The following is a 12,667-nucleotide window of genomic DNA, read 5'->3' on the forward strand; positions in this document are numbered from 1 at the left end:
GAGTCTCGTTTCCCGCTCCAGATTAAAGATTTGCAGACTTTCTTTTTTGTCTGCAAGTTGTGAAAAAAGGGCATGCGCACGCTGCGTAAAGTCTGGCAATCTGCCAGAGCCCGTCAAGAGAATGCCCCGTATCGAAAGATACGGGGCATTTTTCGTTATGGGCTGCATCCAGGGAGAGTCCCGCAGCCAGGCCACAGTCGCCCCTGAGTGGCTAAGCTTGATCTATCGCCAGAGCCTTCTGCCCACAGCGTGAAAGGAGGTGTTTGATGCAACTCATCGCTCAGAAAATCGACAAGCCAGAATCGACGAACTTCATTTTTGGCCAGACGCACTTCATCAAGTCCGTCGAGGACATCCATGAAGCGCTGGTAAATGCGGTGCCAGGTATTCAGTTTGGCCTGGCCTTCTGTGAAGCGTCCGGCGAACACCTGGTGCGCTGGTCTGGCACCGATACCGCGATGATTGAGCTTGCCCAGAAAAATGCACAAAACATTGCGGCTGGCCATAGTTTCATCATTTTTCTTGGTGATGGGTTCTATCCACTGAACGTGCTGAACACCGTCAAGCTGGTTCCAGAGGTGTGCTGCATTTTTTGTGCGACAGCCAATCCGGTAGAAGTGATTCTCGCCGAGACGGAACAGGGTCGCGCAGTCCTGGGGGTAGTGGACGGGGTTCGCGCCACTGACATTGAAGATGATGAAGGCATTGTGTGGCGCAAGGGCTTGTTACGACAGATCGGCTACAAATTGTGAGTTGCCGCGCGGGTACGCGTGAGCGGTGCCCGCAGGGGTAACAGCATCAGGACGATGCTGTCGGCAGGTTTGCACCGAGAGCATCGTCTTTCAGATGTTGCCCCTTTGATTGGACGTGTCGTCAAACACCAGGCCGCATCAACGGCTCAGTACCTGACCTCCACCCCCACGTACGCGCCAATCCCGTCCCCCGGCCAGAACGACGCAGTATCCTGCCCGCGCGCGTTGTACACCGGCGTCACCGCCGTCACGTACGCCTTGTTCGCCAGGTTCTTCAGGTCCAGCGACACCTTCCAGTTGCCCTTCGGCGCCTCATACCCCAGGTTCGCTCCCCAGATGGTGTACGACGGCGCATACAGGGTATTGGCATAGTCCACTGCCGTGCGCGAGGCTGACTGTACGTTGACGCCGGTGTACCAGCCGCTGTGGTCCTGGTACTGCAGTTCACCCTGGTAGATGTGCTTGGGCACGCCCGGCAACTGGTTGTCGCCGAAGGTGTCGTCATGCCGGTAGTAGAAGTCGTTGTAGGTGTACACCTGGCGCCAGCGGACCAGGTCGCCCTGAGGGTTTTCCCAAAGGCGGGTGTTGAGGCCGGCTTCGACACCCTGATGGATGGTTGGTGAGGCGTTGAAGGCGCCGGTGACCGCTGCCGACGATGACGTGGCGGGGATGATCTGCACGTTCAGCAGCTCGTCGTGGATCCACGAGCGGTACAGGGCCAGGCTGCCATCGAAGATGCCGTGCGAGCCCTTGATACCGACCTCGAAGGTGTTGGCCTTCTGCTCTACCAACGGGCGGATGTAAGGCAGGGTCGGGCCGGAGCCCGAGTATTCCCAGGAAGCAGGCGGGTCGATGCTGCGGCTGAAGTTGGTGAATACCTGCAGGTTCGGGCTGAACTCGTAGCGCAGGCCAATGCGCGGGGCGACGCTCCAGTTGTCGTAGTCCACGTGCTGCGGGAAGTTGGTGGTGTTGGGGTTCACCGCGTGGTCGATGTTGATCTTGCGCCGCACGTTGATGAACGACACGCCGCTGGTGAGCCAGAGGTTGTCGACCAGGTTGAGGTCGTTGCCCAGGGCGATCACCCGGTCGAACGAGTCCTTGTAGTTGACCTGCTTGAGCGACACCTTGTCGTCGTTGGCCGAGTTCACCCCGCCACGCAGGTGCTGGGTGGAGGTGACGGCGATGTTGCTGCGGCTTTCGTGGCCGAACAGGTAGTCGACCCGGTCATAGCCCAGCAACAGGCCGAGGTCGTGCCAGTCCCAGTAACTGGGATTGCTCGGGCTGCGTGGGCTGTTGGTATGGCGATAGTCGTGATACGACAGGCCGAAGGTCAGCCGTGCATCGTCGTCAAAGGTATAAGTGGTCTTGCTGCCCACCCAGATGCTGCCCGGGCGGCGCGCACCGGCACCGCTGCTCTCGGCGGTGGCGCTGGCGCGGCGCGGGTGGTGCAGTGCGGCGTTGAGGGTGGTGGCGCTGGGGTCGTTGTGGGTTTCATCGCGGTAGCGCAGCAGCAGGCGGGTTTCCAGCTTGGGGCTGAAGCGGTAGCCGGCATTGGCAACGATGCCCGAGCTCTTCGACAGGCTGTAGTCGCGATAACCCTCGTTGCGGTAGTTGTCGGCTTGCAGGTAGTAGTCCAGGTCGCCCTCGACCCCACCGTAGCTGATGCTCTGTTTCTGGTAGTGGTAGCTGCCGGCTTCGGCGCGCAGGCGCAGGCCAGGGGCGCTGTAGCCGCTGTGGTTGACGAAGTTGACCGCGCCACCGAGGGTCAGCGCGCCATACTGGAAGGCATTGGCGCCGCGCAGGATCTCGGTGTAGTTCACGCCGCTGGCGTTGAGGAATTCGTAGGGTGTGCCGCCAGGGCCGGTCAGCGGCAGGCCGTCGAACAGGAACTTGATGCCTTCACGGAAGTAGCCGGGCGAGGTGTTGGCACCGGAGCCGCGGATCGAGATCTTCGCCGCGTCGTTGCCGCCGGTGGACTGCACGAATACGCCGGGCTGGTAGCCAAGGGTGTCCTGCAGGGTGGCAGTGCGGCCCTTGGCGACCTCTTCACTGTCGACCACGCTGGTGCCGCCGGGCACCTCGGCCAAGGCGCTGGCGGCCTGTTGCACTTCGGATTGCTTGGCGGCCTGCACGGTTACCGTGCCGAGGGTCTGGTCAGCGGCCAGTACCGTGACCGGGGCCAGCAGGGCCGTGGCCGCGGTGGCCAGGGCGGCGTGGCGGATGGCCAGGCGCAGTGGGTGGGGTTGAATCGCACGCATCGTTGAATTCCTTGAAAGTCATCGTAGATCCTCGGCGTTCTATGGGAATAGTCAGGCCTGTCGGAATGGGTGAGAGCAGTTTCTGTGCCAGCTGGTGAAAGGCCGGAAGTTTGGGGGTATGGCCAAAGTTTTAGTGTGAAGTGCTGAATAAAAAAGCAAATTTTGTTGCGCCCCTGTTGTTTGCGGAACAGTGCAGGTTATATACAAATATCCGAATGCTATGGCGCAACCTGGGGGAGCGGCTTTAGCCGCGAACACCGGCGCAGCCGGTGCCATGCAACGCGTTGGATTCTTCGCGGCTAAAGCCGCTCCCACAGGGGACGCGGATTGATTGCAATTTCAGTTATTTACGCGACAGCGCAGCCCACAGGGTTGGATGTTGTCAGCGCAACAGGGATGAAACAGTTTGTATGGTTAATGCGTCAGGCCGTTTGAACTAACCTCAATGAATGCGCAGTGTTAGCGCTGGCACGACAACTGCAATAGCCCTTTATGTAGCCGTCTATATAAAGGGCCCCTTGTGCAGCTGAATTGCCGATTATTCAATACATGCCTGGTGGCCAGTGCGCTGTTAGTTGCCGCCTGCCCACCCGCCACGTCCGCGCAGAGCCAGGCGCTGCTCAAGGGCGAAGCGCTCAGCGAAGTGAACGGCGTGATGCGCTACCCGGTCAGCGATTTCGTCGAGCAGCAGCCCGGCAAGCGCGGTGGCACCCTGCGCGTGTCGGCAGCGACCGACGCCGGCAGCTTCGATATCCACGCGCTGTCCAATGGCAACATGCAGTGGATGGGCCGCATCCTGTTCGATTGCCTGGTGTACCAGGCCGAGGACGGCACCCTCACGCCGTGGCTGGCGAAAAGCTGGGACATCAGCGCCGACGGCCTGACCTACACCTTCCACCTGCGCGACGACGTCACGTTCAGCGATGGCGAGCACTTCAACGCCGAGGCCGTGCGGGTCAACCTCGAACACATGCGTGACCCGACGACCAAGTCGCCACTGGCCGCCGCCTATATCGCGCCGTACCTGCAGGGACGGGTGGTGGACGAATACACCTTCGAGGCGACCCTGCGTGCGCCCTATGCGCCGTTTCTGGATGTGCTGTCGCAAGCCTGGCTGGGGATGATCTCGCCGCGGCAGATCCTCGAAGCGCCGAAGACCATCGCCAGTCAGCCCATCGGCACCGGGCCTTTCGTGCTGACCGGCTGGGTGCGCGACCAGCGTGCCAGCTTTGTCCGTCGCCCGGGATACGACTGGGCGCCGCCAGCGATCAACCACCAGGGCGAGGCGTATCTGGACGGCATCGAGTTGAGCTACGTGCCTGAAGCGATGATCCGCTACACCTCGCTGGAAGCCGCCGACAACGACATGGCCCTGGACGCACCGGCGCAGAATGCCGCAGCGATCCGCGCCAACCCGCAGCTGACCCTGCGCAACCGCATTCGCAAGGGCAACCCGTCGCGTAGCATCACCTTCAATGTCGAGCGTGTGCCGTTCGATGACGTGCGGGTGCGTCAGGCCGTGGCCAAGGCCATAGACCGTGATGGCCTGGCGTGGATCTCCGGCTTCGGCGAGTACCTGGCCAAGGGGGATTTCCTGGCCGTGAATACGCCCGGCTATGACCCGGTGGCCCGCGATGCCTTGGCCTTCGACCCGGCCGAAGCCGGGCACCTGCTCGACGCTGCCGGCTGGACCGGCCGTGACACCGAAGGCTATCGCACCCGTGGTGGCCAGCGCCTCGGGGCGACCTTGCTGACCTATGACAACCCGGCGTTCCCGGCCAATGTCTCGGTGGCAGCCCAGGCGGACCTGCGCAAGGTCGGCTTCGACCTGCGCATCGAGTTGCTGCCGCTCAGCAAGGTCATGGAGCTGCGTTACCGCGGCGACTTCGACGCCATCGGCGGCGGCTATTGGCACACCAACACGGCCGATGGCCTGTTCATCCTCTACCACAGTCAATCCATCCCCAGCGCACGAATGATCGGCCAGAACGTCGGCCACTTCCGTGACGCCACCCTCGACCGGTTGCTTGGCGACGCCCGGCGCAGCACCGACCCGACACAACGCCGCGAGCTGTATCGCCAGGCCCAGCAACGCCTGGGCGAGACCGTGCCGGCCGTGCCTTCGGTGGAAAGCCAGATGCTGCTGGCCTACCGCAACGCAATCGGCGGCGTGCTGTTCGATGGTTCGCACAATGTTCCCCTGTTCACCAGCGTATGGCTGGCAAAGGAGCAACCATGAAGCTGCTGTCGATCTTGCTGCGCCGCCTGCGTGACGGTGTGATAGTGCTCTGGGCGGCGGCCAGCCTGACTTTCCTCGGAATGCAGCACAGTGGTGGCGACACCGCCCTGGCGATCCTCGGCGGCCCGGATGCCATGCCGAGCGAAGCGCTGCTGGCCCAGGTGCGTGCCGAGTACGGCCTTGATCAACCGCTGTGGGTGCAGTACGGCCACTACCTGGCGCGCCTGGCCAAGGGCGACCTGGGCGAGTCGTACCGGTTGCGCATACCGGTCAGCCAGGCGATTGGCGAGCAGGCTGCCGCGACCCTGGCTTTGGCCAGCAGCGCGGCGGTGCTGGCAGTGCTGCTGGCGGTAGCCTCGGCGCTGCTCACCGCCAACCGTGGGCGGCGCTTGCGGGCGGTGGTGTCGGGCATCGAGCTGTTGCTGTCATCGGCGCCCAACTTCGTGATCGGCACGCTGCTGCTGTTGGCCTTCGCGTTCTACTTCCATTGGTTGCCGCCGTCCGGGTCCAGCGGTTGGCGCTCGCTGGTACTCCCGAGCCTGGCCCTGGCGCTGCCGATCGCGGCGGTGCTTGCCCAGGTGTTGCGCCAGGCGCTGGAGCAGGTGCTGGAACAACCCTTCATCACCCAGGCCCGTGCCCGTGGCATGGGCGATATCGCTGTGCGTCTGCGCCATGCCCTGCGTCATGCCCTGGTGCCGCTGGTGACCCTGGCCGGCTACGTGTTCGCCAGCCTGCTCGGCGGTGCCGTGGTGCTGGAACTGCTGTTCGGCCGCCAAGGCATTGGCCGTTTGATGCTCGACGCTACCGCCACCAAGGACGTGCCACTGGTGCTCGGCGTCACCCTGCTGGCGGCAGCGATCTACGTGCTGGTCAACCTGCTGGTGGACCTGGCGACCCAGGCCATCGACCCGCGCACCGCACGCTCCTGAATTCACCTGAAAGGAACCATCATGAGTCAAACCACGATTACCGATGCCGAGCTGGACGCGCGTTTTGCGCCGATCTACGCGCGTATCGCCGAAGGCGCGGTGGCCCGCGAGCAGCAGCGCACCCTGGCCCATGAGCCGGTGGCCTGGCTACGCGAAGCCCGTTTCGGTGCCCTGCGCGTGCCGCGCAGCCACGGTGGCTCAGGCGCAACCTTGCCGCAGTTGCTGCGCCAACTGGTGCGTCTGGGGCAGGCCGACTCCAACCTGCCGCAGATTTTCCGCGCCCACTTCGGCTTCGTCGAAGGGCGGCTGTCGTCCGGCGACGCCGCCTCCCAGGACTACTGGTTCGCCCGCGTGGTCGCCGGTGAACTGTGGGGCGCGGCCATGGCCGAACGCACCGACAGTACCGGCAATTCCGTGCAGTTGAGCGAAGACGAGGGCGGTTACCGCCTGGACGGCGAAAAGTACTACTGCACGGGCACGTTGTACGCCGATTGGGTGGCGGCAGTGGCCAACCATGGCGACGACTTTGTCAGCCTCGTGGTGCCGACCGGTGCGCCGGGCGTGGAGCGGGTCGATGACTGGGACGGCTTCGGCCAGCGCCTGACCGGCAGTGGCACCACCCGTTTCACCCGGGTCAGCGTGCAGCCGCAGCACCTGCTGCGCCGTTTTGCCAAGGGCGAGTTGCGCGCCGAATCCTACCTCACCGCGTTCTACCAGGCGGTGCACCTGGCCACCCTGGCGGGCATCGGCCGTGCAGTGCTGGCCGATGCCGTAGCGTTCGTCCAGGGCCGCACCCGTGCCTTTGGTGTGCCGGGGCAGTCGCAGCCGGCCGCAGACCCGCGGGTGCAAGCGGTTATCGGTCGCCTGTCGAGCCTGGCCTTCGCCGCTGATGCGCAAGTCACCGCCGTGGGCCAGAGCCTGCAGGCGGTGCACGAAGCCGGGCAGCAGGGTGAGGTGGCCGAGCAGCTTTACACCGACGCCGAGATCCACGCCTTTCAGGCGCAGCAGATCGTCCTGCCGCAAGTGCTGGAAGCGAGCACCTTGCTGTTCGAAGTCGGCGGCGCATCGGCCACCAGCAATGCCCGGCGCCTCGACCGCCATTGGCGCAATGCCCGGACCCTGGCTTCGCACAACCCGGCGATCTACCGCGAGCAGGCGTTGGGCAACTACTACCTCAATGGCATCAGCCCGGCCCAGGCCTGGCGCGCCCTTCACGCCAGCGCCAGCGAAGGGCAGGGCAGCGGCGACGAAGCCAGTGCAGTCTGATCAGGAGAACCGCCATGACCACGAAACAGATGAGCCTGGGCATGAACATCCTCGGCTTCGGCTCGCATTCCGGCGCCTGGCGCCAGGGTGAGGCGGCAATCGACGCCTATATCGACGTCAACTATTACCGCGATATCGCGCGTATTTCCGAGCGCGGCTGCCTGGATGCGATCTTCCTTGCCGATGGCCCGGCGTTGCCGCCGGATGTGTCCGCCCAGCCGGGCGGGCGCCTGGAGCCGACCGTGCTGCTCACCGCAGTGGCGGCCGCCACCGAGCGCATCGGCGTGATCGCGACCTGCTCCAGCACCTACAACGAACCCTTCAACCTGGCCCGGCGAATCGCCTCACTGGACCATATCAGCGGCGGCCGAGCGGCCTGGAATGTGGTGACCAATGCCGGTGATGCGGCAGCACAGAACTTCGGCCTGGCGGGTGCGCCGCTGCATATGGACCGTTACGGACGGGCCGAGGAATTCGTCGACGTGACCCTGAAACTTTGGGACAGCTGGGAGGAGGACGCGATCATCGGTGACCGCAGCACCGGCCGTTTTGCCGACCCGGCCAAGGTCCACACCCTGGATTTCAAGGGCAAGCACTTTCAGGTCAAGGGGCCGCTGAACCTGCCGCGTTCGCCGCAGGGCAGGCCGGTACTGGTGCAGGCCGGCTCTTCCGAAGGTGGCAAGGCACTCGGTTCACGCTATGCCGATGCGATCTTCACCACTCAGACCACCCTGGCCGACGGGCAGGCGTTCTATCGGGAAATGAAGGCGCGGGCCAAAGCCTGGGGCCGTGACCCGCAGCACCTGAAGATCATGCCCGGCCTGTCGACCGTGATCGGCAGCACCGAGGCCGAGGCCCATGCACGCTTCGACGAACTCAATGCCTGGCATGGCGAGCACGGCCTGTTGCAGCAGGTGGCGGGGCGTATCGGCATCGATGCCAGCGAGCTGGACCCGGATGCGCCATTGCCATGGGAACGGATTGGCGCGGTGGCGGATTTCGAGCGCGGGTCGCATGGTTTTCTGGAGGCTCAGTTGAACCTGGCGCGCAGTGAGAACCTGACCATTCGCCAGCTGTCGCGGCGGATTCTGGTCGGGCACCGGTTGGCCGTCGGTACCCCGGAACAGGTTGCCGATACCTTGGCCGAGTGGTTTCTGGCAGGGGCGGGGGATGGTTTCAACATCATGCCCGACATGTTCCCGTCAGGTGCTCGGGTGTTCGTCGAAGAGGTGGTACCGCTGCTGCAGAAGCGCGGGTTGTTCCGCACCGAATACACCGGCACCACCTTGCGCGATCACCTGGGCTTGCCGAAAGCAGCGAACCAGTTTGCACAAGCCCGGCGCGAGACCGCACGGGCTGTCTGAGGGCTGCCGCCCAGATATCAACGCATCATCCAAGGACTCGATACCATGCGCTACCGCCCACTCGGCCACACCAACCTGCAAGTCAGCCTGCTCAGCCTCGGCACCATGACCTGGGGGCACCAGAACAGCGAACAGGATGCTCACCAGCAACTGGACGCTGCCCTTGCTGCAGGCATCAACTTCATCGACACCGCCGAGATGTACCCCACGCCCACCCGTGCTGAAACCTGGACCACCACCGAGCGCTACATCGGCACCTGGCTCGCCGCCCGCGGCAACCGCGACAAAGTCCTGCTGGCCAGCAAGATCGCCGGCCCGGCCCGCGACCCCGGTGGCCAGGCGCACATCCGCGATGGCCTGTCGCACCACGACCGCAAGAACATCGTCGCGGCCCTGGAGGGCAGCCTGCGTCGCCTGCAGACCGACTACCTGGACCTCTACCAACTGCATTGGCCCGATCGCACCAGCAACTTCTTCGGCATCCGTGAATACCCCTACGTCGACGACCATCCGCAAACGGCAGCCATCGAAGAAACCCTTGCGGTGCTGGATGAACAGGTCAAGGCCGGCAAGGTGCGCCATATCGGTGTCTCCAACGAAACACCGTGGGGTGTGGCGCAATTCCTGCGGCACAGCGAGGACAAGGGCCTGGCGCGGATTGCCAGCATCCAGAACCCGTACAGCCTGCTCAATCGCTTGTACGAGAACGGTCTGTCGGAGTTCAGCCATCGTGAGGGGATCAGCCTGCTGGCCTATTCGCCGCTGGCGTTCGGAGCGTTGACCGGCAAGTACCTGAACGGGGCGCGGCCGGAAGGTTCGCGATTGTCGTCGGTGTATCGCACGTTCAATCGCTACGGCAGCGAAGAGGCCAACAGCGCGATTGCCGGTTATGTGCAGATTGCACGGGAGCATGGACTGACACCGGCACAACTGGCTCTGGCGTTCGTCATACGCCAGCCGTTCGTGGCCAGTGCGATCACCGGGCAGACCACCTTGTTGCAGTTGCAGGAGAACCTGAGCGCACTGGATGTGCAATTGAGCGATGAAGTGCTGGCCGAGATCCAGGCCGTGCACCGCCGTATTCCCAACCCGGCCCCGTAGCCCACATGGCAAGGGCTTCGCCCTTGTTCGCGGCTGAAGCCGCTCCCACAGGGACCGCACGGATTCAGCCTTTGCGGTGATCCTGTGGGAGCGGCTTCAGCCGCGAAGAGGCCGGTACAGGCGACACAAGAAGGACAGACATGAACGCAATCGTATCCATACCAGACACAGTGACCAGCAGGTGGCAGATTCGCCCAGGCCTGACGCTGGCCTGGATCATATTGGGCCTGATACTGCTGGCAGTAACCTTCCCCGACTGGCTCTCGCCAACCGACCCGTTGGCCGCCGACGCCCGCCTGGCTTACCACCCGCCAGGCCCCGCCTTCTGGCTGGGCAGCGACGAGAACGGCCGCGACGTCCTCAGCCGGCTGGTCCATGGCGCCCGCCCATCGCTCTACATCGGCCTGGCCGCCACCCTGGTCGGGCTCGGCCTGGGCACGCTGCTCGGCTTGCTCGCCGGCCTCGCTCCAGCCTGGCTGGACAACCTGCTGATGCGCGCCGTCGATGTGCTGCTGGCCTTCCCGGACCTGTTACTGGCGCTGGTGATCATCACCCTGTTCGGCCAAGGCACCAGCAACCTGATCCTCGCCGTCGGCATCGCCTCGGTGCCGCGCTATGCCCGCCTGGTGCGTGCCCAGGCCCTGACCATCCGGCGTGCCAGCTTCGTCGAGGCAGCCGTCACGCTGGGCCGCAGGCCCTTGGCAGTGGTGTTCTGGCATGTGCTGCCCAACGCCGTGCAACCCGTGCTGATCCTGGCCTGCATCGGCCTGGGTGGCGCCATCACCGCCGCCGCCGCACTGAGCTTCCTCGGCTTCGGCGCACCACCTCCCGCGCCGGAGTGGGGCGCGATGATGGCAGTGGCGCGCAATTTCATGGCCAACGCGCCCTGGCTGATGGCCTGGCCTGCGCTGGCGATCACCCTGACTGTCATTTCCATCACCGTCATCGGCCGCGACTGGCTGCGCCGTAGCGAGGGCAGAAACCCATGAGCATCTTCGAAAAGCACCCGGCACCCTTGGTGGATATCCGCGACTTGCGCGTGAGCTTCAACGGTGTGCCGGTGGTGCACGGCGTCGACTTGCAACTGCATGCCGGGCAGTGCCTGGCGCTGGTAGGCGAATCGGGCTCGGGCAAGAGCGTGACGGCGCGTACCCTGGTTGGCCTCACCGGGGTGGGTGCCCGCGTGCAGGCCCAGCGCCTGGCCTTTGCCGGGCAGGACTTGCGCCAGGTCGACGAAACGGGTTGGCAGCGCTTGCGCGGTGGGCGTATCGGCTTTGTCATGCAGGATGCACTGGGTTCGCTCGATCCGCTGCGGCGCGTCGGCGCCGAGATCGAAGAGCCGCTGCTGTTGCACACTGACCTGTCTGCTGAACCGCGGCGCTTGCGGGTGCTCGAACTGCTGCGCCAGGTCGGCGTACCTGAACCCGAAGTCCGCGCCCGACAATACCCGTGGCAACTGTCCGGTGGCCTGCGGCAGCGCGCCCTGATCGCCTCGGCCATCGCCTGTCAGCCGCGCCTGTTGATCGCTGACGAGCCCACCACGGCGTTGGACGCCACGGTGCAGGCGCAGATTCTTGACCTGCTGGAGCAACTGCGCGAGCGCGACAACAGCCTGTTGATGGTCAGCCATGACCTGGCCGTGGTCGCGCGCCTGGCCGACCGGGTGGCGGTGATGCGCCATGGGGTGGTGGTGGAGCAGGGCAGTGTCGAACAGATCCTGCAGGACCCGCAGGACCCCTACACCCAGCGCCTGCTGAGCGCGGCTCGGGCGGTGCATTTCAAACGTCCGGCGGCGCCGGCCCTGGCACTGGTGGAGGATGGCGTGGACGAACAACCCGTGGTGCTGGAGGCACGCGGCCTGAGCAAGGCCTTTGTCGGGCCGGACGGGCGGATGCGCCAGGTGCTGAACGACGTGTCCCTGCAGTTGCGCGCCGGGCAAACCCTGGGCGTGGTGGGCGAGTCCGGCTCCGGCAAGAGCACGCTGGGGCGCATCCTGCTGGGGCTGGAGCGGCCGGAGCAAGGCAGCCTGCAACTGGCCGGGCAGGACTGGCTTGCGTTGTCTGCCGCGCAGCGGCGCCAGGCACGGCAGGGGATCCAGGTGGTGTTTCAGGACCCGCTGGCTTCGTTCGACCCACGCTACACCGTGTTGCGGGTATTGGCCGAGGCGCTGGCGCATGCAGGTGTACCGCGTGCGCTGCAGCGCACCGAGGCGGCGGGGTTGCTGGAGCGGGTGCAGTTGCCGGTGGGGTTGCTCGATCGTCGCCCGCTGGAGTTGTCGGGCGGGCAGCGGCAGCGTATCGCGATTGCCCGGGCGCTGGCCATGAAGCCCAGGGTGCTGGTGCTGGATGAACCGGTATCGGCGCTGGATGTGTCGGTGCAGGCGCGCATCCTCGCATTGCTGGCCGAGCTCAAGGCGGAGTTGAACCTGGCTTGCCTGTTCATCTCCCACGACCTTGGGGTGGTGGAGCAGGTCAGTGACCACCTGCTGGTGATGCAAGGGGGAAGGGTGGTGGAGCAGGGCCCGGCAGCCCAGGTGCTCGGCCAGCCGCGTCAGGCCTATACCCGCGCTTTGCTCGATGCCGTACCTCATCTTCCGGCGGCGCGGCCAAGCTGGTTTACGCGGATTGCGGTGTAAACCCGTGCCAGCCCTGACGCGGGCAAGGCCGCTCTTGTAGAACTGCACATGACTCATTAAATGTGCAGGGACACTGTGGGAGCGGCTTTAGCCGNNCTAAAGCCGCTCCCACAGGATCACTAC

At 64.7% G+C, this 12,667-nt stretch carries 9 protein-coding genes; 8 read left to right on the plus strand and 1 reads right to left on the minus strand.

The genetic code is table 11. The annotated features are described in order from the left end of the window. Window positions 1-266 precede the first annotated feature (266 nt). Window positions 267-752 carry an adenosine-specific kinase gene (locus M2S36_RS07085; protein WP_207831053.1) on the plus strand — a complete coding sequence of 162 codons (486 nt, stop codon included), beginning with the start codon at window positions 267-269 and terminating at the stop codon, window positions 750-752. A 146-nt stretch (window positions 753-898) separates the two neighbouring features. On the opposite strand, the gene M2S36_RS07090 is transcribed toward M2S36_RS07085, so the two are convergent. Then, window positions 899-3,010 (minus strand): TonB-dependent receptor family protein, encoded by a 2,112-nt coding sequence (locus tag M2S36_RS07090; protein WP_233686921.1) that lies wholly within the window; start codon window positions 3,008-3,010, stop codon window positions 899-901. Between the two features lie 520 nt (window positions 3,011-3,530). On the opposite strand from M2S36_RS07090, the gene M2S36_RS07095 reads away from it, so the two are divergent. The 7 genes from M2S36_RS07095 to M2S36_RS07125 all read left to right on the plus strand — a co-directional run bounded on the left by M2S36_RS07095 (window position 3,531) and on the right by M2S36_RS07125 (window position 12,544). Further along, window positions 3,531-5,249, plus strand: coding sequence for an ABC transporter substrate-binding protein (locus M2S36_RS07095; RefSeq protein ID WP_442969518.1), 1,719 nt, complete (start codon window positions 3,531-3,533; stop codon window positions 5,247-5,249). Further along, window positions 5,246-6,178, plus strand: a complete 933-nt coding sequence (locus tag M2S36_RS07100) for an ABC transporter permease (protein WP_063912652.1) — start codon at window positions 5,246-5,248, stop codon at window positions 6,176-6,178. Before M2S36_RS07095 ends, M2S36_RS07100 begins: the two co-directional genes overlap by 4 nt. Window positions 6,179-6,199: 21 nt before the next feature. After that, window positions 6,200-7,444 carry an acyl-CoA dehydrogenase family protein gene (locus M2S36_RS07105; RefSeq protein ID WP_333956878.1) on the plus strand — a complete coding sequence of 415 codons (1,245 nt, stop codon included), beginning with the start codon at window positions 6,200-6,202 and terminating at the stop codon, window positions 7,442-7,444. A gap of 14 nt (window positions 7,445-7,458) precedes the next feature. Next, window positions 7,459-8,808: an LLM class flavin-dependent oxidoreductase gene (locus M2S36_RS07110; protein WP_333956879.1), complete on the plus strand. Its 1,350-nt coding sequence runs from the start codon at window positions 7,459-7,461 to the stop codon at window positions 8,806-8,808. A 45-nt stretch (window positions 8,809-8,853) separates the two neighbouring features. Then, window positions 8,854-9,909 (plus strand): NADP(H)-dependent aldo-keto reductase, encoded by a 1,056-nt coding sequence (locus M2S36_RS07115; RefSeq protein ID WP_207831061.1) that lies wholly within the window; start codon window positions 8,854-8,856, stop codon window positions 9,907-9,909. 140 nt (window positions 9,910-10,049) lie between these two features. Then, window positions 10,050-10,898 carry an ABC transporter permease gene (locus tag M2S36_RS07120; RefSeq protein WP_207831063.1) on the plus strand — a complete coding sequence of 283 codons (849 nt, stop codon included), beginning with the start codon at window positions 10,050-10,052 and terminating at the stop codon, window positions 10,896-10,898. Continuing rightward, window positions 10,895-12,544, plus strand: coding sequence for an ABC transporter ATP-binding protein (locus M2S36_RS07125; protein ID WP_333956880.1), 1,650 nt, complete (start codon window positions 10,895-10,897; stop codon window positions 12,542-12,544). Before M2S36_RS07120 ends, M2S36_RS07125 begins: the two co-directional genes overlap by 4 nt. The last annotated feature ends 123 nt before the right edge of the window (window positions 12,545-12,667 follow it).

It is taken from the genome of Pseudomonas sp. SF2 (assembly GCF_036858055.1).
Classification (GTDB): Bacteria; Pseudomonadota; Gammaproteobacteria; order Pseudomonadales; family Pseudomonadaceae; genus Aquipseudomonas.

Bases quoted from the DNA above. Each gene is read 5' to 3' on its own strand.
- M2S36_RS07085 (WP_207831053.1), top strand. From the start codon at position 267: ATGCAACTCATCGCTCAGAAAATCGACAAGCCAGAATCGACGAACTTC.
- M2S36_RS07090 (WP_233686921.1), bottom strand. From the start codon at position 3,010: ATGCGTGCGATTCAACCCCACCCACTGCGCCTGGCCATCCGCCACGCC.
- M2S36_RS07100 (WP_063912652.1), top strand. From the start codon at position 5,246: ATGAAGCTGCTGTCGATCTTGCTGCGCCGCCTGCGTGACGGTGTGATA.
- M2S36_RS07105 (WP_333956878.1), top strand. From the start codon at position 6,200: ATGAGTCAAACCACGATTACCGATGCCGAGCTGGACGCGCGTTTTGCG.
- M2S36_RS07110 (WP_333956879.1), top strand. From the start codon at position 7,459: ATGACCACGAAACAGATGAGCCTGGGCATGAACATCCTCGGCTTCGGC.
- M2S36_RS07115 (WP_207831061.1), top strand. From the start codon at position 8,854: ATGCGCTACCGCCCACTCGGCCACACCAACCTGCAAGTCAGCCTGCTC.
- M2S36_RS07120 (WP_207831063.1), top strand. From the start codon at position 10,050: ATGAACGCAATCGTATCCATACCAGACACAGTGACCAGCAGGTGGCAG.
- M2S36_RS07125 (WP_333956880.1), top strand. From the start codon at position 10,895: ATGAGCATCTTCGAAAAGCACCCGGCACCCTTGGTGGATATCCGCGAC.